The organism is Collinsella sp. HCP3S3_E5 (assembly GCF_052067635.1).
Classification (GTDB): domain Bacteria; phylum Actinomycetota; class Coriobacteriia; order Coriobacteriales; family Coriobacteriaceae; genus Collinsella.
In genome coordinates this window covers 1-23,287 of the sequence record NZ_JBQHQF010000024.1, presented here as the reverse complement: position 1 = coordinate 23,287, position 23,287 = coordinate 1, and the positions used below count along the sequence as shown (strand labels likewise).

The 23,287-nt window shown below is 60.2% G+C and carries 21 protein-coding genes and 1 pseudogene; all 22 read right to left on the bottom strand.

Annotation, left to right across the window (positions count from 1 at the left end; translation table 11 throughout):
• Positions 1-437 precede the first annotated feature (437 nt).
• Complete coding sequence (locus ACTM82_RS07505) at positions 438-1,184, bottom strand: DeoR/GlpR family DNA-binding transcription regulator (protein WP_427717633.1); 747 nt, start codon at positions 1,182-1,184, stop codon at positions 438-440.
• Positions 1,185-1,187: 3 nt separating this feature from the next.
• Positions 1,188-2,267, bottom strand: a complete 1,080-nt coding sequence (locus ACTM82_RS07500; RefSeq protein ID WP_154515174.1) for a Gfo/Idh/MocA family protein — start codon at positions 2,265-2,267, stop codon at positions 1,188-1,190.
• Between the two features lie 533 nt (positions 2,268-2,800).
• Positions 2,801-3,106 (bottom strand): 50S ribosomal protein L24, encoded by a 306-nt coding sequence (gene rplX / locus ACTM82_RS07495; protein ID WP_006235043.1) that lies wholly within the window; start codon positions 3,104-3,106, stop codon positions 2,801-2,803.
• A gap of 13 nt (positions 3,107-3,119) precedes the next feature.
• Positions 3,120-3,488, bottom strand: coding sequence for a 50S ribosomal protein L14 (rplN, locus tag ACTM82_RS07490; RefSeq protein WP_117734331.1), 369 nt, complete (start codon positions 3,486-3,488; stop codon positions 3,120-3,122).
• Positions 3,489-3,606: 118 nt separating this feature from the next.
• On the bottom strand, positions 3,607-3,867 hold the full coding sequence (rpsQ, locus tag ACTM82_RS07485) for a 30S ribosomal protein S17 (RefSeq protein ID WP_006235040.1): 261 nt from the start codon (positions 3,865-3,867) through the stop codon (positions 3,607-3,609).
• Between the two features lie 16 nt (positions 3,868-3,883).
• Complete coding sequence (gene rpmC / locus ACTM82_RS07480) at positions 3,884-4,099, bottom strand: 50S ribosomal protein L29 (protein ID WP_006235039.1); 216 nt, start codon at positions 4,097-4,099, stop codon at positions 3,884-3,886.
• 86 nt (positions 4,100-4,185) lie between these two features.
• A pseudogene (gene rplP, locus ACTM82_RS07475) lies at positions 4,186-4,602 on the bottom strand (50S ribosomal protein L16); the annotation flags it as partial.
• Positions 4,602-5,312: a 30S ribosomal protein S3 gene (gene rpsC / locus ACTM82_RS07470; RefSeq protein WP_154514689.1), complete on the bottom strand. Its 711-nt coding sequence runs from the start codon at positions 5,310-5,312 to the stop codon at positions 4,602-4,604. The gene rpsC and the pseudogene rplP, both read right to left, overlap by 1 nt.
• 6 nt (positions 5,313-5,318) lie before the next feature.
• Entirely contained in the window at positions 5,319-5,690 is a 372-nt protein-coding gene (rplV, locus tag ACTM82_RS07465) for a 50S ribosomal protein L22 (RefSeq protein ID WP_006235036.1), read from the bottom strand.
• Between the two features lie 14 nt (positions 5,691-5,704).
• Positions 5,705-5,965 carry a 30S ribosomal protein S19 gene (rpsS, locus tag ACTM82_RS07460; protein ID WP_006235035.1) on the bottom strand — a complete coding sequence of 87 codons (261 nt, stop codon included), beginning with the start codon at positions 5,963-5,965 and terminating at the stop codon, positions 5,705-5,707.
• A gap of 32 nt (positions 5,966-5,997) precedes the next feature.
• Complete coding sequence (gene rplB, locus ACTM82_RS07455; RefSeq protein ID WP_441055504.1) at positions 5,998-6,828, bottom strand: 50S ribosomal protein L2; 831 nt, start codon at positions 6,826-6,828, stop codon at positions 5,998-6,000.
• Between the two features lie 179 nt (positions 6,829-7,007).
• A complete protein-coding gene (gene rplW / locus ACTM82_RS07450; protein ID WP_006235033.1) occupies positions 7,008-7,295 on the bottom strand; it encodes a 50S ribosomal protein L23 in 288 nt (95 codons plus the stop codon).
• The gene (gene rplD / locus ACTM82_RS07445) at positions 7,296-7,922 is read right to left on the bottom strand and encodes a 50S ribosomal protein L4 (protein WP_006235032.1); all 627 of its coding nucleotides are present in this window, start codon (positions 7,920-7,922) and stop codon (positions 7,296-7,298) included. It lies immediately after the preceding gene.
• A 46-nt stretch (positions 7,923-7,968) separates the two neighbouring features.
• Positions 7,969-8,589: a 50S ribosomal protein L3 gene (rplC, locus tag ACTM82_RS07440; protein WP_089572481.1), complete on the bottom strand. Its 621-nt coding sequence runs from the start codon at positions 8,587-8,589 to the stop codon at positions 7,969-7,971.
• 458 nt (positions 8,590-9,047) lie between these two features.
• Positions 9,048-9,668, bottom strand: a complete 621-nt coding sequence (locus ACTM82_RS07435) for a histidine phosphatase family protein (protein WP_441055506.1) — start codon at positions 9,666-9,668, stop codon at positions 9,048-9,050.
• Between the two features lie 39 nt (positions 9,669-9,707).
• Positions 9,708-10,862, bottom strand: a complete 1,155-nt coding sequence (locus tag ACTM82_RS07430; protein WP_441055508.1) for a cation diffusion facilitator family transporter — start codon at positions 10,860-10,862, stop codon at positions 9,708-9,710.
• Between the two features lie 140 nt (positions 10,863-11,002).
• Complete coding sequence (rpsJ, locus tag ACTM82_RS07425; RefSeq protein WP_427717612.1) at positions 11,003-11,311, bottom strand: 30S ribosomal protein S10; 309 nt, start codon at positions 11,309-11,311, stop codon at positions 11,003-11,005.
• A 60-nt stretch (positions 11,312-11,371) separates the two neighbouring features.
• Positions 11,372-13,471, bottom strand: coding sequence for an elongation factor G (fusA, locus tag ACTM82_RS07420; protein ID WP_154514697.1), 2,100 nt, complete (start codon positions 13,469-13,471; stop codon positions 11,372-11,374).
• Between the two features lie 19 nt (positions 13,472-13,490).
• Positions 13,491-13,964, bottom strand: coding sequence for a 30S ribosomal protein S7 (gene rpsG, locus ACTM82_RS07415; protein ID WP_006235013.1), 474 nt, complete (start codon positions 13,962-13,964; stop codon positions 13,491-13,493).
• 73 nt (positions 13,965-14,037) lie between these two features.
• Positions 14,038-14,415, bottom strand: a complete 378-nt coding sequence (rpsL, locus tag ACTM82_RS07410) for a 30S ribosomal protein S12 (RefSeq protein ID WP_154514699.1) — start codon at positions 14,413-14,415, stop codon at positions 14,038-14,040.
• A 437-nt stretch (positions 14,416-14,852) separates the two neighbouring features.
• Positions 14,853-19,328, bottom strand: a complete 4,476-nt coding sequence (locus tag ACTM82_RS07405; protein ID WP_370450532.1) for a DNA-directed RNA polymerase subunit beta' — start codon at positions 19,326-19,328, stop codon at positions 14,853-14,855.
• A 6-nt stretch (positions 19,329-19,334) separates the two neighbouring features.
• A complete protein-coding gene (gene rpoB, locus ACTM82_RS07400; RefSeq protein ID WP_427796029.1) occupies positions 19,335-22,763 on the bottom strand; it encodes a DNA-directed RNA polymerase subunit beta in 3,429 nt (1,142 codons plus the stop codon).
• Between the last annotated feature and the right edge of the window lie 524 nt (positions 22,764-23,287).

Sequence of the window (23,287 nt, the reverse complement as noted above, 5' to 3'; positions counted from 1 at the left end):
CAAAAAGGGACAGGTTTATTTTGGCAGGTTTTATCTGGGCAAACGTCAAGCCGCCACGATGGCTCAGCCGCGGCCCCAAAACATCTCGATCTGTAACAGTTAGAACCCATTTTCCGGTCTATCTGTTACAGATCGAGACATTCAAATCCCCCTCAAGGGAAAATCTCGATCTGTAACAATAACTCGGCAAAATCGGTCCCAGATGTTACAGATTGAGACAAAGGGATGGTGCGGTTCGGAAGTATCTCAATCTGTAACATCTAACCCACTTTTAAGGGTCCAGTTGTTACAGACTTAGACAAACCGGCGGACAACGAAAGCGGCAACGCCTGTGATGGACGTTGCCGCTTTTCTATTGAGAAAACTACTCGGTTTTCGTTACGAACCACCACAATGGGGACAGGCACCTTTGTGATGGTTTTGGATTTGTCCCGTCGCTAGACCGTGATGACGTTGTCCATTGCCCGGTACTTGGCGGGCACCTCGCCTGCGGTAATAATCGTTGCGTCGCGAAAATCTGCGAACTTGACGGGCGCCACCATGCCAAATTTACTGGCGTCCGAGATTACAAAGCGCTTGGCCGTATGGCGCATCGAGATGCGCTTTACTTGCGCTTCCTCGATATCGGGCGCCGTGAAGCCCTGCTCGGCGGCAATGCCGTTAGAACCCCAAAAGCCACAGTTGAAGTTGTAGCGGTCTAAGGTTGCCAAGGCATCGGGGCCAACGAGTGCTTCGGTCTCGGGCTTGAGCTCGCCGCCCAGCACCACGGTACGCATGCCGCGCAAAGCGAGGTGCTGAGCATGGAGCACGGAATCGGTCACATAGGTGACATCTTCAAGGTGTGGAAGATGCTCGATGAGCTTGAGCGTCGTCGAGCCCGAGTCGATGTATACAAAGCTCTCGGGCTCCACCAGCGCCGCGGCGCGGGCGCAGATACGCTCCTTATCGTCGTTATGGAGGTCGCTGCGCTCATTGAGCGTTAGGTCGCGCGTCACGTGCGCGCGCTCAAGACTCGTCGCTCCGCCGTGGACCTTGGCGATACGGTGTGCTCGATCGAGCGTCTGCAGGTCGCGCCGAATGGTAGACGCCGTTACGCCCAGGGTATCGGCAAGCTCTTGCACAGTAACCGAGCCAGCCTGCTGGACCATCGACACGATCGCGTTGAGCCTATCCTCCGCAAGCATCGCTTACTCCTCCTCGGGGTACACGACTCCCCAGTCGGCGCGGAGCTTGGTCATAAGCTCCATAACATCAGAAGCGTAATCCAGAAGCTCGCGCTTCGAATCATCGCCGGCAACGGCCTTCTCCAGGTCGGCCATCTCGTAGCACAGGGCGTAAGCCTCGGTGCCGGTGTGGACCTCCTCACGGTGGCCGTCTGCAGTCCACACGATGGTCGCGTGATCGGCGCGGGGATACTCGTTGACCTCGATATAGCACTTGTCAAAGCTGATGACCGAGCGCTTGGGCTGCTTGGAGTGGAGCGTAAGGCTCACCACGCCCAGCTGCTGCTCGGCATTACGGCAGACGATGCCGCCCGCAACGTCAACGCCGGTCTCACAGGTGTTGCCGAGCGAAACGACCTCAACAGGCTGGCTTGCCATAAAGAGGCGCATGACGGACAGGGCATACACGCCAATATCGAGCATGGCACCGCCGGCAAGGTTGCGATTGTAGAAACGGTTGGTCAGGTCGCCGTATTCCTTGTAGCTGCCAAAGTTGAGCTGAGCGAGGTTCATGCGGCCAAACTCGCCGGCATCCATGCGGCGGCGCAGCTCCCGATACAAGGGCATGTGGAGCACCGTGGTGGCGTCCATAAGGACCACGTTATGCTCGTCGGCAATGGCACGTGCCTCGTCGAGCTCGGCGGAGTTGAGGGTGATGGCCTTTTCGCAAAGCACGTGCTTGCCAGCTGCCAGAGCGGCGCGCAGGTAGGTGATATGCGTGTTATGCGGCGTGGTGATATAAACGGCGTCGATGTCGGGATCGGCGTAGAGGTCCTCAACCGTCTCGTACACCTTCTCGACGCCATACTGCTCGGCAAAAGCCTGGGCCTTGGAAAGCGTACGGTTGGCGACGCCCGCAAGCTTGCGGCCGGCAAGGGCGAGAGACTGGGCCATCTGGTTGGCGATAACGCCGCAGCCGATCACAGCCCAACGAAGCTCGGGAGCCGTAAAGATGTCGTTAGGGAACGGCTGATCTTGGACCGAGGCAAACGCCGCCTTAGCGGCGGCTTCGGCGTCGAGCGGAGCCTGTTTGGAATCTGTCATTATGTGCCTCCTGAGTCATCGGAAGTTCTTCATTTCCAACAGCCTTATATTCGCACAAATTTGCACGCATTTGCTTGTATTTGCGTGTTTATTTGTTTATCGGTTATTATTAGACCATAATTAGCAGATATTTGCGCGGCTATGCGCATTATCGCGCAAGACTCTGTGCGTAAATACGCATGCATCGATCGTTATGATGCATAAAAAAGCGGGACACCAAAACCCCTAAAGGAAAGCAGGCTGTCTTACTCTGCCCCCTAGGGGCATCAGACATCAAAAGACCATCCCTAACTGTCGGCACATAGGGACTGTCCCAGGCTGCCGAAACCTGGGGGCGTTCCCGTACGACGCTTTCGTGGCAAGACTGTCCCCATCAACTAGCCGTTTAAGAACGTCCCCAACGACTAGTCATTTATGTCTGTCCCCAATGAGTAACCACTCATTTAAGTCTGTCCCCAATGAGTAGGGATAGAAAAAGGCCCGGGTGCCGTGGCATCCGGGCCTTTGCTAGCAACTTAGATGTTGCGGGCAGCTTAGAACTTGTGGCCGCACTTCTTGCAGACGCGCAGCTTGTTCTTGCCGTCCTTCTCGTGACCGACGCGGGTAACCTTACCGCACTCGGGGCAAACGAGATTGACGTTGGAGGCATCGATAGGAGCCTCCTGCGAAACGATGCCGCCCTGCTGGTTGGCAGCGTTGGGCTTGACGGCCTTCTTGACGACCGAAACGCCCTCGACAACGACCTTGTTCTCGGCAGGGAGAGCACGCAGGACAACGCCCTGCTTGCCGCGATCCTTACCAGAGAGAACCTGGACCTTATCGCCCTTCTTGATATACATATATCTCCCCTAACTACAGGGTCTCGGGAGCGAGCGAGACGATCTTCATGTACTTCTTGTCACGAAGCTCGCGAGCGACGGGCCCGAAGATACGGGTGCCGACGGGCGAACCATCGTTGTTGATGACAACGCAGGCGTTATCATCAAAGCGAATGTAGGAGCCATCCTTGCGGCGGATCTCCTTAACGGTGCGAACGACGACGCAACGGACAACGTCCTTCTTCTTGACGTTGGCGCCAGGGGTAGCCTCCTGGACAGCACCGATGAACACATCGCCGATGCCTGCATAACGACGCTTGGAACCGCCAAGCACCTTGATGCAGCGAATCTTGCGAGCGCCGGAGTTGTCGGCGACGTTCAGCATGGTTTGCATCTGAATCATGGTAGATGTTCCTCCGAACTAAGAACCGAAGAGAGGTGCGCAGCCTTTATGCGGCCCGTGGTATGCAAGCCAGGCATACGCACATCTTCGGAAACGTACAAGTCGTAAGAGCGACTGCTTATTTAGCGCGCTCGACGACCTCGATGAGGCGCCAACGCTTCATCTTGGACATAGGACGGGTCTCCATAACGCGGACGGTGTCGCCCACGCCAGCCGTGCACTCCTCGTCGTGAGCGTGCAACTTCTTGGAGCTGGTCATCATCTTGCCGTACTTGGGGTGACGCTTGCGCTCGGTGATGGTGACAACGATGGTCTTGGCACCGGAGACGGAGGTAACGACACCCGTACGGACCTTACGCGAGTTACGCGAATCAGTCATGTTCTCTCCTTAGGTCCTACTCGGCGACAGCGGACTTCTCCGCTGCGATCTCGCGGGCGCGCTGCTCCGTGAGGACGCGAGCGATGTCCTTCTTCACGGTGTTGACGCGAGCGGTGTTGTCCAGCTGGCTGGTGGCCATCTGGAAACGAAGGTTAAAGAGCTCGGCGCGCATTTCCTTCAGCTTCTCAACGAGCTGAGCGTCCGAGAGCTCACGAATCTCTGCGGGCTTCATTAGTTCTCCTCCTTGGCGGCGGCGGCGTCCTCAGCAGCCCACTTGGTCTCGAGAGCGGCCTCCTCAGCCATCTCCTTCTCGATGCGCTGCTCGGCGTTCTTGGCAGCAACGATCTTGGTCTTGATGGGGAGCTTGTGCTGCGCAAGACGCAGAGCCTCGCGAGCGACCTCCTCGGGAACACCCTTGACCTCGAACATGATGCGGCCGGGCTTGACGACGGCCACCCACTCCTCGGGGTTACCCTTACCAGAACCCATGCGAGTCTCGGCAGGCTTCTTGGTGATGGGCTTATCGGGGAAGATCGTGATGTAGACACGACCGCCACGCTTCATGTAGCGGGTCATGGCAATACGAGCGGCCTCGATCTGACGGTTGGTGATCCAATGGGCCTCGAGAGCCTGGATACCAAACTCGCCGAAATGCAGCTCGGTATTACCCTTGGCCTGGCCCTTCATGGAGCCACGCTGCACCTTGCGGTGAAGAATACGCTTAGGGGCAAGCACTACTGACCCCTCCTCTCGGAGTTACGACGACGAGGACGGGAAGAGCCCTCGAGTGCAGGGTTGGGAACAGGCTGGCCCGGGAGCTTCTCGCCCAGGTAGATCCAGACCTTCACGCCGCAGGCACCCATGGTGGTGCTGGCGACAGCCGTGCCGTAGTCGATCTTGGCACGGAGGGTGTGCAGAGGCACGCGACCCTCACGGTACCACTCACGACGGCCCATCTCGGCACCGCCGAGACGACCGGAGCACTGGATACGGATGCCCTTGGCGCCGGCCTTGCGGGCGGACTGGACAGCCTTGCGCATAGCGCGACGGAAGGCAACGCGGCCCTCGAGCTGCTCAGCGATGGACTGAGCAACGAGGTTGGCGTCGAGCTCGGGGCGCTTGATCTCGACAACGTCGACGGAGAGCTGGCCCTTGGAGACGCCAGCGACCTTCTCGAGCTCGGTGCGGAGGGTATCGATCTCGGCACCCTTCTTACCGATGACAACGCCGGGGCGAGCGGTGAAGATGATGACCTTCACCTTGTCGCCAGCGCGCTCGATCTCGACGCGGGAGACAGCTGCGCGGGAGAGACGCTTCTCGAGGTACTTGCGGATCTCGAGATCGTTACCGAGGGTCTTAGCGTAATCCTTCTCTGCGAACCAGCGGGAGCGCCAGTTCTCGGTGATGCCAAGACGGAAGCCGGTGGGGTAGACTTTCTGACCCATACAGCTTTACGCCTCCTTTCGAGGAGCAACGACGACGGTGATGTGGGAAGTACGCTTCAGAATGCGAGAAGCGGAACCCTTGGCGCGGGGACGGATGCGCTTAAGCGTCGGACCCTCGTCAACATAGGCAGCAGCGACAACCAGGTTGTCGGCACGCAGACCGTTGTTGTTCTCGGCGTTCGCAACGGCGGAACGGAGAACCTTCTCGACATCCACGGCGACGGCGCGGTCGCAGAAGTGGAGGATGTCGAAGGCCTGAGCGACAGGCTTGCGGCGGATCAGATCGACCACCAGGCGGGCCTTGCTGGGGGAAACACGCACGTACTTAGCGACGGCGCGAACCTCGGTGGCCTCAGTTTCAATAGACTTAGTTGCCATTTACGGTTAACCCCCTATTTGGCCTTGTGGCCACGGAACGTACGAGTCGGCGCGAACTCGCCGAGCTTGTGACCAACCATGGACTCGGTAACATACACGGGCACATGCTTGCGGCCGTCGTGGACGGCGATGGTGTGACCAACCATCTCGGGGAAGATGGTGGACGCGCGGGACCAAGTCTTCACGACGTCCTTCTTGCCAGCCTCGTTCATCGCGGTGATACGCGAGAGAAGGCGAGTCTCCACGAACGGGCCCTTTTTGAGACTTCTGCTCATAAGTGCTTTCTCCTAAAACTCGGTATCCGAAATTACTTCCTACGGCGACGAATGATGTGCTGGTTCGAGACCTTCTTCTTCTTGCGCGTACGAAGGCCCTTCGTCGGCTTACCCCAGGGGGTAACAGAGGGACGACCAGAGGTGTGGTTCTTGCCCTCGCCACCGCCGTGCGGGTGGTCGACAGGGTTCATAACGGTACCGCGGACGGTCGGGCGCACGTTCATGTGACGCTTACGGCCGGCCTTGCCGATGACGATGTTGGCGTGATCAGCGTTGCCGACCTCACCGACGGTGGCGCGGCAGGTAACGAGGATGCGGCGCATCTCGGAGGAAGGCATACGGACGATGGCGTACTTGCCCTCCTTACCCATCAGCTGGCAGGAGTTACCGGCGGAACGGGCGATAGCGGCGCCCTTGCCCGGCTGGAACTCGACGGCGTGGATGAGCGTACCGACGGGGATGTCGGCGAGGGGCAGAGCGTTGCCCGGCTTGATGTCGGCGTCAGAACCGGACATGACGGTCTGACCGACCTCGAGGCCCTTGGGGGCCAGGATGTAGCGCTTCTCACCGTCAGCATAGTGCAGCAGAGCGATGCGAGCGGAACGGTTCGGATCGTACTCGATCGTGGCAACCTTGGCGGGCACGCCGTCCTTGTTGCGCTTGAAGTCGATCACGCGGTAACGACGCTTCACGCCGCCGCCCTGGTGGCGGGTGGTGATGCGGCCGTTGTTGTTACGACCGGCCTTCTTGGGCAGGGGCTCGAGAAGAGACTTCTCGGGCTTGGTGCAGGTGATCTCGGAGAAGTCGGAGATCGTCTGCCAACGCCTACCAGCGGAGGTCGGCTTAAGGTGCTTTACAGCCATTACAATCCCTTTCAATAGGTATCCGTTAGCCATCGCAGACAGGGATTCGAGGTTCTGCCTCGGGTGCGATGACACCGGACGTATACACGGTTCCGGGCGTGTCCATTTTATACGCCCAAAACCTTGAGCTCTCGCCTCCCCTATTTGGGAGGCATGAGCTCACTCAACAGCAGCGAGTCTTAGGCCTGGTTGCCAAAGACCTCGATGGTGTCGCCCTCGGCCAGCGTAACGATGGCCTTCTTCCAAGAACGGGTCTTGCCGGCGACATAGCGCACGCGCTTGGTCTTGGGCTTGACCGTCAGGGTGTTCACGCGAACGACCTTGACGCCGAAGATCTCCTCGACAGCGTCCTTGATCTGATACTTGTTAGCATCCTTGGCGACCTCGAACGTGTACTTGTTCTGCTCCATGCCGGAGAAGGAACGCTCGGACACGATCGGACGGATGATGATCTCGTGGGCGGTCATTTATGCAAGCACCTCCCCGAAGTGAGCGGCGATGTCGGCGGGCATCAGCACAGCGTTGTTGTTGACGAGATCATAGGTGTTGGCCTCGTCGGCAGTGATGATGAACGTCTTGGGAATGTTGCGGAACGACAGGTAGGCGTTGACGTCCTCATCGCGAACGATGATGGTCAGACGCTTGCCCTCAAGGCCAAGAGCCTTGAGCATGGCAACGGCAGCCTTGGTGGAAGGCTTCTCGAAGCCGTAGTCGTCGACGAGCACGAGCTCGCCATCGGCCAGCTTGGCGGACAGCGCAGAGCGCATAGCCAGCTTGACCTCCTTGTTGTTCATACGCTTAGCGTAGGAACGGGGCTTGGGGGCGAAGACAACGCCACCGTGACGCCACTGGGCAGCACGGATGGAACCCTGGCGGGCACGACCGGTGCCCTTCTGACGCCAAGGCTTCTTGCCGCCACCGGAAACCTCAGAGCGGCCCTTAGCGGACTGGGTGCCCTGACGCCAAGAGGCCATCTGGCACTTGACGATGTGGTGCATAACGTGGATGTTCGGCTCGATGCCGTACACCTCAGCGGCGAGCTCGGCCTCGGCGACCTTCTTGCCCTCGCTGTTCTTTACTTCAAACTTTGCCATTTAAGTGTTCTCCTTGGTATGACGCTGGGCTAAATGGGCTGGGCCCTTAGGCCATACGGATGGCGACGAGACCATTCTTGGCACCCGGGACAGCGCCCTTGACCAAGATGAGGTTCTGCTCGGCATCGATGCGGACAACGGAAAGGTTCTTGACGGTAACGCGCTCGTTACCCATGTGGCCGGCCATCTTGACGCCCTTGAGGACGCGCGCAGGATAGGCGCACTGACCGATAGAACCGGGGTGACGCTGGAAGTGAGAACCATGCGTCATAGGACCGCGGCGCTGACCCCAGCGCTTGATGCGACCCTGGAAGCCCTTACCCTTGGAGGTACCGATGACGTCGACCTTCTCGACATCAGCGAAATCAGCGACGGTGACGACCTCGCCGACCTTGTGCTCCTCGCCGTTCTCGACGCGGACCTCACGAAGGAAGCGGACAGGCTCGACGCCGGCCTTGGCGAAGTGACCAGCCATGGGCTTGTTCACGTTCTTGGCCTTGATGTCGCCGAAACCGATCTGGACGGCGTCATAGCCGTCGGTTGCCTGAGTTTTAACCTGCGAGACAGCGCAGGGGCCAGCCTGGATGACCGTGACGGGAACGACGTTGTCGTTCTCGTCCCAAACCTGGGTCATGCCAATCTTGCGGCCGAGAATCATGCTGATCAAGATATGATCCCAACTCTCGCGTGGTCTTGGGACAATGCGTACACCACCGAGCGTACGCCCCTAGAGGACCACTACTTACACGACGTGCTCCCCAGCCTTGTATTGCGTCCGAACTACCTGACAACCCTATTAAGCAGGCATTTTGTCCAGCCAGAATACTCCCCTGGTTTCACACAGCTGTTTAGTATACACGGCTGCGGGCGTATCCATCGAGATTCATATTTCACTCACATTGTTTACGCAGGTAAAGTGCGTGGCACGTTCCCAGTGTGCGGCGGAGGGGGCGGGCCTGAGACATATTAAGGTTGCTGCTCTACAGTCCTGCTCACGACGGAGAGCACATTAAGTGCTCTCCTGTTCGTGCGGAACTCGCGACAACCTTAATATGTCTCAGGCCCGCCCCCTCCGCCGCACACTGGGAACGACACGTTGATGTCTGCTTAACTCTGCTCACTCAGCTAATGACATTGTTGGGGATCCACAATTTGCTGCAAGGTGAACTTGCATTGGGGCGTATCGTCCTCTTCTCGCGCATCGTCGAAATCGAAGATCATGATGGCGCAGTTGGGGAGTTTTGCTGGGAGCTCGAAACCCTCTGGGGCTGCAGCCTTGATGAATTGGCGGCTGGCGCTGCCGTGGCTTACTGCTAGGAGGGTTTCGATGCCCTCGGCGCCCATGAGATTGGTGAGGGTGGCTACCATGCGTTCTTGCAGCGCGCGGCTTCCTTCTCCTCCGAAGGGGACCAAATCCTCGCCCGGATCCCAAACGTCGGTAGGCAATGCGTCGTGCGGGCCTTCCTCAAAGGTCCCATAGCCGCGCTCGATGATGCCTTCGCAGGGCTCGACAGTAGCATCCGGACCGAGGATCTCGCATGCGACGAGACTTGCCGTGTCCATGGCTCGGCCTAAAGGCGATGAGACCACTTTGTCGGGGACGACGCCGTGGGCTTTGAGCCATTCGGCTGCCGCTTGGGCCTGTTGACGGCCCAAATCGGTAAGCGGTGAATCACAGCGACCCTGGACGAGCTTTTTTACGTTGAATTCCGTCTGGCCGTGGCGGAGCAGATACAGCCTCTTCATATTCTCCCCTTCTGTATAACGTGCTTTGCCGGCGCAGACCTACTCGTGGGTATGCCCTACGTAGTCCTCGTCGATCGTAATCTTGGCAATCGACTTGGGATATTCCGATTCGACCCTCTGGGCCAACGCGTGCTTGAGCTCATCGGCCCCCATGCCCAAATCCGAGGGACGCACGCAGTCAAAGATCACGTTGGTGTGCGTAGGACCCGGCACACAGCGCAGGTCATGAATCGAAAGGCGGCTATCGATCTGTTGGGCCATGGCGTGAATGCGCAAGCGCATGCTCGCCACCTTGGGGTCATCGGTCACGATGGGATCGTAGTGAAGCGTGACAATCATGTCGTCTTCGTCCCTAAATGCCTGTTCAATGTTATCGAGCGTGTCATGACTTTCCAGCGGGCTGGCCTCGGCCGCCATCTCGGCGTGAGCGCTTGCGAACTTCCTGCCCGGACCGTAGTCGTGAACCATTAGGTCATGAACGCCCAAAACGCCAGGGTAGCTCATGATCTTGCCGCGAATATGTTCGACCAGCTTGGGATCGGGCGCCTGACCCAAAAGCGGGCTCACCGTATCCTGGATGAGCTCAAAACCGCTCCAGCCAATATAGGCGCCAACGGCAAGGCCGACCCAAGCATCAAGATTGATATGCGTCACCTGCGAAACAATTGCGCACGCTAACACGGCGCCTGTGGCAAGGACATCGTTCTTGGAATCCTGCGCGGTCGCATGCAGCGTCTCAGACTCAATACGGTCACCGAGCTTTTGGTTGAGAGCCGCCATCCACAGTTTAACAACCATCGAAAGCGCCAAGACTGCCACCAGGGCAAGCGAGAACTCGACGGGTTCGGGGTGGACGATGCGCTCGAACGAGGACTTCACCAGTTCGAGGCCGATGAGCAGCACGAGCGCCGCCACGACCGGACCCGAGAGATACTCGTAGCGGCCATGGCCGTAAGGGTGCTCGGGGTCTGCCGGCTTGCCCGCCAGCTTAAAGCCAAGCACGCTCACGATGTTTGAGCTGGCGTCGGACAGGTTGTTCATGGCGTCCGCCACAATCGAAACCGATCCCGACAGCACGCCGATTGCACCTTTCGCAGCGCATAGCGCCACATTGGCGAGAATACACACCACGCCCGCCAACGTGCCCACGCGCGCACGGTCGCCCTGCGCACGACGAACGATCCACTCGACCATCTATATCTGCCCCCAACAGTTTTACTCATACACCCGTTTGTCGAATAGCTCAGTAGTGTAGACCCTTTACCCCATCGATACAAAAAAGGCCGCAACCCTTAGGGCTGCGGCCTTACAAATCGCACTATCGAGCAAAAAGCTTAGAGCTTGATGTCGATGTCGACGCCAGCGGGGAGATCGAGACGCATGAGCGAATCAACGGTGCCCGAGGTGGGGTCGAGGATGTCGATGAGGCGCTTGTGGGTGCGCATCTCGAACTGCTCGCGGGAGTCCTTGTCCTTGTGCGGCGAGCGGATGACCGTGTACAGGTTGCGCTCGGTGGGCAGGGGGACAGGACCGGAAACGCGAGCGCCGGTCTTCTGAGCGGTCTCGACAATGAGCTTCGCGGACTGATCGACGACCTCGTGATCATAGCCCTTGAGGCGAATGCGGATCTTCTGGGTAGCCAACTTAAACCTCCAAAGAGTGCGAGAGATGTTCTCGCGGATTACGTAACAGGGAGCTCGAACTTAGGCGTTCTTGCTCATGACCTCGTCCACGATGGACTTGGGCGCAGGCTCATAAGAGTCGAACTGCATCGTGTAGGATGCACGGCCCTGGGTCTGGGAGCGAAGGTCGGTAGCGTAACCGAACATCTCGCCCAGCGGCACCTTGGCACGGATGAGCTTGGTGTTCTTGCGATCCTCCATGCCCTCGATCTTGCCGCGGCGACCGGAGAGGTTGCCCATAACGTCGCCCATGTACTGCTCGGGGGTCTCGACCTCGACAGCCATGATCGGCTCGAGCAGCTGCGGATCGGACTTCTTGAGGGCGTCCTTGATAGCCATGGAACCGGCGATCTTGAAGGCGGCCTCGGAGGAGTCGACCTCGTGGTAAGAACCGTCGAACAGGGTGACCTTAACGTCGAGGACCGGGAAGCCGGCGATAACACCGGTGTTCAGGGCCTCCTGGATGCCCTTGTCGATGGACGGGATGTACTCCTTGGGCACGACGCCGCCGACGATAGCGTTGACGAACTCGTAGCCGAAGCCCTCCTCCATCTTCTCGAGCTTGATGACGGCGTGGCCGTACTGACCGCGACCGCCGGACTGACGGACGAACTTGCCCTCAGCCCTCTCGACATCGTGACCAGCGGTCTCGCGGTAGGCAACCTGGGGCTTACCGACGTTAGCGTCAACCTTGAACTCACGGAGCAGGCGGTCAACGATGATCTCGAGGTGCAGCTCGCCCATGCCGGCGATGATGGTCTGGCCGGTCTCGTGGTTGGTGGACACCGTGAAGGTCGGGTCCTCCTCGGCGAGCTTGGTCAGAGCCAGGGACATCTTGTCCTGCTCGGCCTTGGTCTTGGGCTCGATGGCAACGTCGATAACGGGCTTAGCGAACTCGATCTTCTCGAGGACGATCTCCTTGCCCTCGGCGCACAGGGTGTCACCGGTGGTGGAGTTCTTGAAGCCAACGCAGGCGACGATGTCACCGGCGCAAGCGTCGTCACGGTCGATACGCTCGGCGGCGTTCATCTCGAGGATACGGCCGAGACGCTCGCGCTGACCGTTGGAGGCGTTGACCACGTAGGAGCCGGACTCGGCGCGACCGGAATAAACGCGGACGTAGGTGAGCTTACCGACGAACGGGTCGGTCATGATCTTGAAGACCAGGCCGGAGAAGGGCTCGTCGAAGGAGGGATGACGCACGATCTCCTCGCCGGTTTCCGGATCGGTACCGGTGACGGCCTCAACGTCGAGGGGGCTGGGCAGGTAGTCGACGACAGCGTCGAGCAGCTCCTGAACGCCCTTGTTCTTGTAGGCGGAGCCCACAAAGACGAGGTTGAGCTCGTTGGCCAGAACGCCCTTGCGCAGAGCAGCCTTGAGCTCCTCGACGGTGAAGTCCTCCTCCATGAGGATCTTCTCCATGAGCTCGTCGTCAAAGCTGGCAGCGGCGTCGAGGAGCTCCTCGCGCTTGGTGGCAGCGATGTCGGCGAACTCAGCCGGGATCTCGTCCATCGGCTCGGGGTAGGTCATGCCCTTCTCGTCGGCCTTGAAGTCCCATGCAGTCATGGTGACCAGGTCGATGACGCCCCAGAAATTGTCCTCGGCGCCCATCGGGACCTGAGCGGCCACGGCGTTGGCGTCGAGACGATCCTTCATGGTCTCGATAGCGTTGAAGAAGTCAGCGCCCACGCGGTCATACTTGTTGATGAAGGCGATGCGGGGAACGTTGAAGGTAGAAGCCTGACGCCAAACGGTCTCAGACTGGGGCTGGACGCCGGCAACGGCGTCGAAGACGGCGACAGCGCCATCGAGGACGCGCAGGCAGCGCTCGACCTCGGCGGTGAAGTCAACGTGGCCCGGGGTGTCGATGATCTGGATGCGGTAGTCCTTACCGTCCTTGTTCCAGAAGCACGTGGTAGCAGCGGAGGTAATGGTTACGCCGCGCTCCTGCTCCTGAACCATCCAGTCCATGGTGGCAGCGCCCTCATGGACCTCACCGATCTTGTGGGTCTTACCGGTGTAGTAAAGAATACGCTCGGTCGTGGTGGTCTTACCGGCATCGATGTGGGCCATGATGCCGATGTTACGGGTATCGGAAAGCTTGTGCTTAGCCTTAGCCATATTAGTTCCTTACCTTAACTTACCAACGATAGTGAGAGAACGCGCGGTTGGCCTCGGCCATCTTGAAGACGTCCTCACGCTTCTTGACGGAAGCGCCCAGGCCGTTGGAAGCGTCCAGAATCTCGTTTGCGAGACGCTCAGCCATGGTCTTCTCCTTGCGAGCGCGGGAGAAGTTGACGATCCAGCGGATGCCCAGAGCGGTGGAACGACGGGAGTTGACCTCCATCGGGACCTGATAGGTAGCGCCACCGACACGCTTGGGCTTAACCTCGAGCGTGGGCTTGACGTTGTCCATAGCCTTCTTGAAGGTAGCGAGAGCGTCGCCACCTTCGGACTTCTCGGCAACGATCTCGAAAGCGGTGTAAACGATGCGCTCAGCGGTGGCCTTCTTGCCGTCAAGAAGGACCTTGTTGATGAGCTGAGTCACCAGGCGGTTGTTGTAAACGGCGTCAGGCTGAACCTCACGACGATTAGCTGCTGCACGACGCGGCATGTGAAATCTCCTTAAGTGTCTACCGTGCGGCGCTTAGGCGGCACACGGCGAAAGTATCAAAACGTTATCTGGCTTATTTGGCCTTGGGGCGCTTAGCACCGTACTTGGAACGGGCCTGCATACGGTTCTGGACCGGAGCAGCATCGTAGGCGCCACGGATGACGTGATAACGGACACCAGGGAGGTCACGAACACGACCGCCGCGGACGAGCACGATGGAGTGCTCCTGCAGGTTGTGGCCCTCACCCGGGATGTAAGCAGTAACTTCGATGCCGTTGACGAGGCGAACACGGGCAACCTTACGAAGCGCCGAGTTCGGCTTCTTGGGGCTCGTGGTGAAGACGCGGGTGCACACGCCGCGCTTCTGGGAGTTGTGCTGCAGAGCAGCGTTCTTGGACTTCTTGGGCGCGGAACGACGGCCCTGGCGAACCAGCTGGTTAATAGTAGGCAAAGCGTACTCCTTCTCGAATGATTCCAGCTTTCTGTAAAGTGCAACGGCTTGAATCGAGGGGTCAGCATCCCCCTACGAAACACGCAGTTCGATAGGATACGTGCCGTTAGCTGTGTCGTCAACAGACCACGCCGCCGGGCGTATCCTAAAATAGCCACATTTCCGCAAAGCCTACACAAAAGGAATCCCCTCCTGTGCGCAAGGGCGGATCCCGGGACGGGCGGCCCAGGGGTTAAGTTTGCTGCTCTACAGTCCTGACTCGCACGGAGGCCACATTAAGTGGCCTCCGGCTCGTGCGGAACTCGCGACAAACTTAACCCCTGGGCCGCCCGTCCCGGAAATCCTACGTGCTCGTCAGGGCAACGTTCCTCAACAAAAAAGACCCGCTTCCCTGTTGGGAAACGGGTCTTTGGAAGGGCGGTTAACGTACTAGGAAATTACTCCCCGTCGTTGTCCTTGGCCTCTTCGGCGTCGTCGGTGTCCACGAGCTGGTTGAGCAGCTCGTCGAGGGAAGCCATGTCCTCGTTGATGGCACCGTTGGCGGAAGCCTTCTTGTCGTCGATCGGGGCGCCCAGGAGCTCCTCGTCGGCATCGGCGTGATGCGTCGGAGCGGAGGTGCCCAGCAGGATGTCGTCCGGACCGTCGGGGCTAAAGACCATCTGCAGCAGCTGCGAGAGGTCTTCCTCGTCGGCAACGTCGTCGTTGTTCTCGAGGATGTAGAGCAGGTCGTGGGCCTCGAGGCCGTCACGGAGTTCCTCGATCGCCTTGGCACCGATGCCATCGATGCGCAGCAGATCCTCCTCGGACTTGCCAACCAGGTCGCCGACCGTCTCGATGCCGACCTCGCTGAACTTGTTGGTCCAGCGCTGCGACACGCCCAGGTCGTCGAACAGGTACAGGCGAGCCTTCTCGGCGGAGATGGTGTGGCCGTTGCGGGTGAACGAACCGTCGGCGCCGCCAAACTCGTCGTAGCCGGCCCAGTCGAGCTGCTGTGGGAGCCGCTCGTCCAGGTCCTTGAGCTCCACGGGAGCCCACTCGGGCAGTGACTTGGCGTTGGGCGAAGCCGGACCATCGATGTCCACGTAGCCGTCGGCCGTGCGATACGTCAGCTTGGCGTTAGCGTACGGCTTGAGGCCGGTACCAGCCGGGATCTTCTTACCGACGATGACGTTGGACTTAAGGTCGAGCAGGTGGTCGACCTTGCCCTCAATAGCAGCCTCGGTAAGGACGCCGGCGGTACGGATGAACGAAGCGCTCGACAGCCAGGAGTCGATGTTGGACGCAACCTTGAGCGTACCCAAGATGACGGGCTCAGCCACGGGAGCCTGACCGCCCAGACGGGCAACGCGCTCGACCTCGTCGGCGAACTCGTAGCGGTCGACGTACTGACCAAGCAGGTACTTGGAGTCGCCGGGGTTGGTGATCTGAACGCGACGCAGCATCTGACGTGCGAGCACCTCGATGTGCTTGTCGTTCAGGTCGACGCCCTGGCTGGTGTAGACGTCCTTGACGCTCTCGACGAAGGTGTGCATCGTCGACTCGATGTCGGTCAGCTTGCGCAGGTTGCGGAAGTTGACGAAGCCCTTGGTGATCTGGTCGCCGGCGCGAACCTCGCAGCCGTCCTCGATCTCGGGCATAAAGCGCACCGAAGCGGGGACGCGACGCTCGTCGAGGACACGGGTGTGATCCTCGGAGTCGGTGAGCGTCAGCACGTACTCGGACTTCTCGGGCTTAATCGAGAGGTGGCCGGAGTACGGAGCCAGCTCGGCCTCGCGACCCAGGATCTTCTCGTTGACGTTGCCGACGATATCGAACATACGGCTGACCGTAGGCAGACCCTGCGTAATATCGTCGACGCCAGCGACGCCGCCGGAGTGAATGGTACGCATCGTAAGCTGCGTACCGGGCTCGCCGATGGACTGGGCGGCAATAATGCCGACTGCGGTACCGATGGCGACCGGACGACGGGTGGAAAGATCCCAGCCGTAGCACTTCTGGCACACGCCGTACTTGGAGCGGCAGGTGAGCAGCGCGCGAAGCTTGACCTTCTTAAGGCCCGCATCGACCATCTTCTGGATGTCGGCGACCTTCTCGATATAGCCGTCCTGCTCAAAGAGCACGGTGCCATCGGGAGCCACGACGTCCTCAATAAAGCAACGGCCGACAAGATCAGTGTTGAGGTCGGTGGTGCCGGGAATGATGAGGTTGTAGGTGACGCCCTCGTGCGTACCGCAGTCCTCCTCGCGGACGATGACGTCCTGGGCCACGTCGACCAGACGACGGGTCAGGTAGCCAGAGTCCGAGGTGTGGGATGCGGTATCGACCAGGCCCTTACGGGCGCCGTAGGTCGAAATGAAGTACTCGAGCGGCAGCAGGCCCTCGCGGAAGTTCGCCTTAATGGGAAGGTCGATCGTCTCGCCGGACATATCTGCCATCAGGCCACGCATGCCGCCGAGCTGACGCAGCTGGGTCTTAGAACCACGGGCGCCGGAGTCGGCCATCATGTACAGCGGGTTCTCCTCGTCGAACATGTCGAGCATGAGCGCTGCGACCTTATCGGTACAAGCGGTCCACTCGTTAACGACTTCGATGTGGCGCTCCGTCTCGTTGATGAAGCCCTCCTCGAAGTACTCGTTGATCTGGTCGACGTTGGCCTGGGCGCGGTCGAGCAGCTCCTGCTTCTCGGCAGGGATGAGAGCGTCCCACACCGAGATGGTGAGGCCGGCGCGGGTAGCGTAGTGGAAGCCGGAGTACTTGATAGAGTCGAGGATCGGGCCGACCTTGGCCTCGGGGTAACGATCGCAGCAGTCGGCAACCAGCTTGGCCACATCGCCCTTGACCATCTTGTAGTTCATGAACTCGTAGTCTTCGGGCAGGCACTGGCGGTTGAAGATGATGCGGCCGATAGAAGTCTCGAAGCGTGCGGTCTTGTTACCGGTGACATCGTAGTCGACGAACTCGTTCTTGCCGTTCTTGACGCGGAAGATACGGGTACCGTCCTCGTTGATGACGTTGGCGTTCTCGGCGGACACGCGGACCTGAATCTTGGCCTGCATGTCGACTTCGGAGCGGCAGTCATAGGCGTGCAGCGCGTCGTCGAAGCTCGAGAACACGTGGTTCTCGCCCGGCAGACCGTCGCGGACCTGGGTCAGGTAGTACACACCAATGATCATGTCCTGCGAGGGGATGTTGACCGGCTTGCCGGATGCCGGCGAGCGCAGGTTGTTCGCAGAGAGCATGAGCACGCGGGCCTCGGCCTGAGCCTGGCTGGACAGCGGCACGTGGACAGACATCTGGTCGCCGTCGAAGTCGGCGTTGAAGGGCGCGCAGACCAGCGGGTGCAGGTGGATAGCCTTACCCTCGACCAGCACCGGCTCAAAGGCCTGGATGGACAGACGGTGCAGGGTCGGTGCACGGTTGAGCAGCACGACACGACCGTCGATGACCTCTTCGAGGATGTCCCACACAAAGGTGGCACCGCGGTCGATAGCGCGCTTGGCGCCCTTGATGTTCTCGACCTTGCCAAGCTCGACCAGGCGCTTCATGACGAAGGGCTTGAAGAGCTCCAGCGCCATGGTCTTGGGCAGACCGCACTGGTGCAGCAACAGCTTGGGGTCGGTAACGATAACCGAACGGCCAGAGTAGTCGACACGCTTGCCCAGCAGGTTCTGGCGGAAACGACCCTGCTTGCCCTTGAGGGCCTCGGCGAGCGACTTGAGCGGGCGACCACCACGGCCAGAGACCGGGCGCCCACGGCGGCCGTTGTCGAACAGGGCGTCCACGGACTCCTGGAGCATGCGCTTCTCGTTGTTCACGATGATCGCAGGGGCGTCCAGGTCGAGCAGGCGCTTGAGTCGGTTGTTACGGTTGATCACGCGACGATACAGGTCGTTGAGGTCGGACGCGGCGAAGCGGCCGCCGTCGAGCTGGACCATCGGGCGCAGATCGGGCGGAATGACCGGGATGACATCCAGAATCATGTTCGCGGGGCTGTTGCCGCCCTTCAGGAAGGCGTCAACGACCTCGAGGCGCTTGACGGCCTTCTCGCGCTTCTGCTTCTGAGAGTCCTCGTCGGCGATGATGGCCTTGAGCTTCTCGGCCTCGGAGGGGAGGTCGATGGCAGCGAGCAGGTCGCGGACGGCCTCGGCACCCATGCCACCCTTGAAGTACATGGAGTAGTAACGGGTCATCTCGCGGAACAGCGGCTCATCGGAGATGAGGTCGCGCTCGGTGAGCTTCATGAAGGCGTTGAAGGCGTCCGTGCGGAGCTGCTTCTCGTCCTTGCACTCTTCCTCGATGTCGACGATGCCGGAGGCGATCTCCTCGGGGGTCAGCGGCTCCTCGTCGGAGAACTCGTCAAAGTTCTCGGGGTTGCCCTGCTCCTTGAGGGACTCGATCTGGCGGGCGCACTCGGCATCGATCTCTTCCAGATCGGCGGCGAGCTCCTCGCGCAGGTCGTCAGCGTCGGCCTCGCGAGCCTCGTAGTCGACCTCGGTGATGATGTAGCTGGCAAAGTACAGAACCTTCTCGAGGTCCTTGGACTTGATGTCGAGCATACGGCTCATCGGGAAGCTCGTGGGGCTCTTGAAGTACCAGATGTGGGACACGGGAGCGGCGAGCTCGATATGGCCCATGCGGTCGCGACGCACCTTGGCCGAGGTGACCTCGACGCCGCAGCGCTCGCAGACGATGCCCTTAAAGCGGATGCCCTTGTACTTGCCGCAGGAGCACTCCCAGTCCTTGGCGGGACCGAAGATCTTCTCGCAGAACAGGCCGTCCTTCTCGGGCTTGAGGGTACGGTAATTGATGGTCTCCGGCTTCTTGACCTCACCGTGCGACCAGGAACGGATCTGGTCGGCGGAGGCAAGGGAGATCTTTACCGAGTCAAATTCAGTAGCTTCGAAATCTGCCACAGTCAACTACTCCTTATCAGTGGTCGTGGCGGCGACAGCCTCGGGCGCCTCGGCGGTCTCGGCATCCTGGGCCTCGACGTCGGCGTCAACGCCGGCGAGCGCAGCCAGGTCATCGAGGGCAGAGGTCTCCTCGGCGGTCACGGGGGCGGAGGCGTCCTCGTCGGCATCGTGCATGGGCTCGATGTCCAGTGCGAGGGAACGGATCTCCTTGACGAGAACCTTAAAGGACTCGGGGATACCCGGAACCGGGACGTTCTCGCCCTTGACGATGGACTCGTAGGTCTTGACGCGGCCCACGGTATCGTCGGACTTGACGGTCAGGATCTCCTGCAGGACGTTGGAAGCACCGTATGCGTACAGTGCCCAAACTTCCATCTCGCCGAAGCGCTGGCCGCCGAACTGGGCCTTGCCGCCCAGCGGCTGCTGGGTAACCAAGCTGTAAGGGCCAGTCGAACGGGCGTGGATCTTGTCGTCGACCATGTGACCGAGCTTGAGGATGTAGGACGTACCCACGGTAATGGGCTCGCGGAACTCCTCGCCGGTACGGCCGTCAAACAGGCGGGTCTTTCCGCGCTCGTCAAGCTGGGTGACAAACTCGGGGCGCATGTGATCGCCAAAGGCAGCGGTGGCCTTGTTGAGCATATTCTTGTTGGCACGACGGATGACCTCGGCGATCTCGTCCTCCTTGGCGCCGTCGAAGACGGGCGTCGCGGTAAAGAACGGACCGGGGACGTACTTGTCGGAATCGGCATCCTCGGTATCCCAACCGCAGGCAGCAGCCCAGCCAAGGTGGCACTCGAGCAGCTGGCCGACGTTCATACGCGAAGGAACGCCCAGCGGGTTGAGGATAACGTCGATCGGGGTACCGTCAGCCATGTAGGGCATGTCCTCGACCGGCAGAACGTTACAGATAACACCCTTGTTACCGTGGCGGCCGGCAATCTTATCGCCCTGCTGGATCTTACGACGCTGGGCGACGTAGACGCGCACCTGCTCGTTGACGCCGGGGGCCAGGTCGTCGCCGTTCTCGCGGCTAAAGCGGACGACGTCGATGACACGGCCGTAAGCGCCGTGAGGCATCTTAAGGGAAGTGTCGCGAACGTCGTGAGCCTTGGCACCGAAGATGGCGCGCAGCAGGCGCTCCTCGGCAGTCAGAGCGCTCTCGCCCTTAGGGGTAACCTTGCCGACCAGGATGTCGCCAGGGCCGACCTCAGCGCCGATGCGGATGATGCCGTCCTCGTCGAGGTTGGCAAGCATGTCCTCGGAGAGGTTCGGGATCTCGCGAGTGATCTCCTCGGGGCCGAGCTTGGTATCGCGGGCGTCGATCTCGTGACGGGTGATGTTGATGGTCGTCAGCAGGTCCTCGGCCACCAGGCGCTCGGACACGACGATACCGTCCTCGTAGTTGAAGCCTTCCCACGGCATGTAGGCCACGGTGAGGTTCTGGCCCAGTGCGAGCTCGCCGTGATCGGTCGAAGGACCGTCGGCCAGAGGCTCACCCTGCTCAACGGTGTCGCCGACGCGCACGAGCGGGCGGTGGTTGATGCAGGTGGACTGATTGGAGCGCTGGTACTTGGCCAGGTGATACTCGTCCATGCCGCCGGCATGCTTGACGATAATCTTGGAGGCGTCGGCAAAGATGACCTCGCCGGCGTTCTTGGCCAGGGTGACCTCGCCAGAGTCCAGGGCGGCGCGACGCTCCATGCCGGTACCGACATAGGGAGCGGCGGGGTGAACCAGCGGCACGGCCTGACGCTGCATGTTGGCGCCCATGAGCGTACGCTTAGCGTCGTCGTGCTCGAGGAACGGGATCAGCGTGGCTGCGACGGAGAGCATCTGGCGCGGCGAGACGTCCATGTAGTCGACGTCCTCGACAGGCACGTCGGCGGGAGCGCCGAAGGAGCCGTCGAAGTCGCGGGTACGGGCGATCACGGAATGCGGACGGACGATCTTGCCCTCGGCATCGGTCGTGATGAACTCGTTGGTCTTGGGATCGAGCGGCGTGTTGGCCGGCGCGATAACGTGCTTCTCTTCCTCGTCAGCGGTCATCCAGTCGATCTGGTCGGTGGCAACGCCGTTCTCGACGCGGCGGAACGGGGCCTCGATGAAGCCATACTCGTTGACGCGGGCGTAGAGGGCAAGCGAGCCGATCAGGCCGATGTTGGGGCCTTCGGGGGTCTCGATCGGGCACATGCGGCTGTAGTGCGAGTTGTGAACGTCGCGGACGGCCGTCGGCACGTTGGTGCGGCGGCTGGAGCCCGACTTGTGGCCGGCAAGACCGCCAGGGCCGAGTGCGGACAGACGGCGCTTGTGGGTCAGACCGGTCAGGGGGTTCGCCTGGTCCATGAACTGCGAGAGCTGCGAGGAACCGAAGAACTCCTTGATGGAGGCCACGATCGGGCGGATGTTGATGAGCGACTGCGGGGTAATCTCGTCGATGTCCTGGGAGCTCATGCGCTCACGGACGACGCGCTCCATACGGCTCATGCCGATACGGAACTGGTTGGCGACGAGCTCGCCGACGGTGCGGATACGGCGGTTGCCAAAGTGGTCGATGTCGTCAACCTTGAAGCCCTGCTCGCCGGCAGCGAGGGACAGCAGGTAGCGTAGCGTAGCGACGATATCCTCGTCGGTGAGCACCGTGACCTCTTCCTCGGTGGTGAGGTTGAGCTTCTTGTTGACCTTGTAGCGACCGACGCGGGCCAGGTCGTAGCGCTGCGGGTTGAAGAGCAGGCCCTCGAGCAGACTGCGGGAAGCATCTACGGTGGGAGGCTCGCCCGGGCGCAGGCGACGGTAGATCTCGATAAGAGCATCCTCGCGGGTAAGGGCGGTATCGCGCTCGAGGGTGCGCTTGATCACATCGGAATTGCCGAGCAGCTCGATGATGTCGTCGTTGGTGACGGCGATGCCAAGGGCGCGCAGGAACATCGTGGCGCTCTGCTTGCGCTTACGGTCGATGGAGACCATGAGCTGGTCGCGCTTGTCAACCTCAAACTCAAGCCAGGCACCGCGGGACGGGATGATCTGAGCCTTGTAGATCTGCTTGCCCGAATCCATCTCGGAGCTGAAGTACACGCCCGGGGAACGGACGAGCTGCGAGACGACGATACGCTCGGTACCGTTGATGATGAAGGTGCCCTGATCGGTCATCATGGGGAAGTCGCCCATAAAGACGAGCTGCTCCTTGATCTCGCCAGTCTCCTTGTTGGTGAGACGGACGTCGGTCAGAAGCGGAGCCTGATAGGTCATATCCTTCTCGCGGCACTCCTCGACGGTGTGCGCGGGGTCGCCAAACTGATGCTCGCCGAAGGTAACCTCGAGAACATGGTTCTGGCTCTGGATGGGGCTGGATTCCTTAAACGCCTCACGAAGGCCCTCGTCCTTAAAACGCTCAAAGGATTCCCTTTGAACAGAGATAAGGTTGGGGAGCTCCATGGCCTCCGGGATTTTCCCGAAGCTGACGCGCTTGCGCTCAGTGGCAGTGTATGCGTAGGTCACCAGGTTTTTCCTCCTTCACGGAAATGCTCGGTGGGTTGGCGAGGCATAGCTTCGCCAGTTATCGCAACCTAATAGTTTATCAGGTACCGACCGTTGGGCAAGAAAAGCCTTGACGCGATTGTGTTTTTGGAGTAGCAAAGTTTTTCGACAGAAAATGCGCAGGTAGATTGGTATGCATCGAACACCTGTTCATATATTTTCTGTGAACAGAGTTGCTGATGCGCGTCGCTGAATGGCGGAATGGCGGCGAAGGCTGATCGGGCGGAAACTGCGTCCCGTTTTGAGGCCTCAAACTGGGTCGTAGTTTCCGATTGAGCCCTGTTTGGGAAACTGTATCCCGTCCTGAGCCGGGGGACTGCGGACGATTTCTTGGACCGTTACGCGGCCCTTCCCAGCGCGGCGCGGAACTCGGCCGGCGTGCGGCCGCCGAGCGCATCGCTGCGCCTCTCCGTATTGTATCG

Coding starts and splice junctions, on each gene's coding strand:
- rplD (WP_006235032.1), bottom strand. CDS start 7,922: ATGGCAAAGTTTGAAGTAAAGAACAGCGAGGGCAAGAAGGTCGCCGAG.
- rplW (WP_006235033.1), bottom strand. CDS start 7,295: ATGACCGCCCACGAGATCATCATCCGTCCGATCGTGTCCGAGCGTTCC.
- rpsG (WP_006235013.1), bottom strand. CDS start 13,964: ATGCCGCGTCGTGCAGCAGCTAATCGTCGTGAGGTTCAGCCTGACGCC.
- rplX (WP_006235043.1), bottom strand. CDS start 3,106: ATGTATATCAAGAAGGGCGATAAGGTCCAGGTTCTCTCTGGTAAGGAT.
- rpsS (WP_006235035.1), bottom strand. CDS start 5,965: ATGAGCAGAAGTCTCAAAAAGGGCCCGTTCGTGGAGACTCGCCTTCTC.
- ACTM82_RS07505 (WP_427717633.1), bottom strand. CDS start 1,184: ATGCTTGCGGAGGATAGGCTCAACGCGATCGTGTCGATGGTCCAGCAG.
- ACTM82_RS07430 (WP_441055508.1), bottom strand. CDS start 10,862: ATGGTCGAGTGGATCGTTCGTCGTGCGCAGGGCGACCGTGCGCGCGTG.
- ACTM82_RS07500 (WP_154515174.1), bottom strand. CDS start 2,267: ATGACAGATTCCAAACAGGCTCCGCTCGACGCCGAAGCCGCCGCTAAG.
- rplB (WP_441055504.1), bottom strand. CDS start 6,828: ATGGCTGTAAAGCACCTTAAGCCGACCTCCGCTGGTAGGCGTTGGCAG.
- ACTM82_RS07435 (WP_441055506.1), bottom strand. CDS start 9,668: ATGAAGAGGCTGTATCTGCTCCGCCACGGCCAGACGGAATTCAACGTA.
- rpoB (WP_427796029.1), bottom strand. CDS start 22,763: ATGGAGCTCCCCAACCTTATCTCTGTTCAAAGGGAATCCTTTGAGCGT.
- rpsC (WP_154514689.1), bottom strand. CDS start 5,312: ATGGGTCAGAAAGTCTACCCCACCGGCTTCCGTCTTGGCATCACCGAG.
- fusA (WP_154514697.1), bottom strand. CDS start 13,471: ATGGCTAAGGCTAAGCACAAGCTTTCCGATACCCGTAACATCGGCATC.
- rplV (WP_006235036.1), bottom strand. CDS start 5,690: ATGGCAACTAAGTCTATTGAAACTGAGGCCACCGAGGTTCGCGCCGTC.
- rpmC (WP_006235039.1), bottom strand. CDS start 4,099: ATGAAGCCCGCAGAGATTCGTGAGCTCTCGGACGCTCAGCTCGTTGAG.
- rpsQ (WP_006235040.1), bottom strand. CDS start 3,867: ATGACTGATTCGCGTAACTCGCGTAAGGTCCGTACGGGTGTCGTTACC.
- rplN (WP_117734331.1), bottom strand. CDS start 3,488: ATGATTCAGATGCAAACCATGCTGAACGTCGCCGACAACTCCGGCGCT.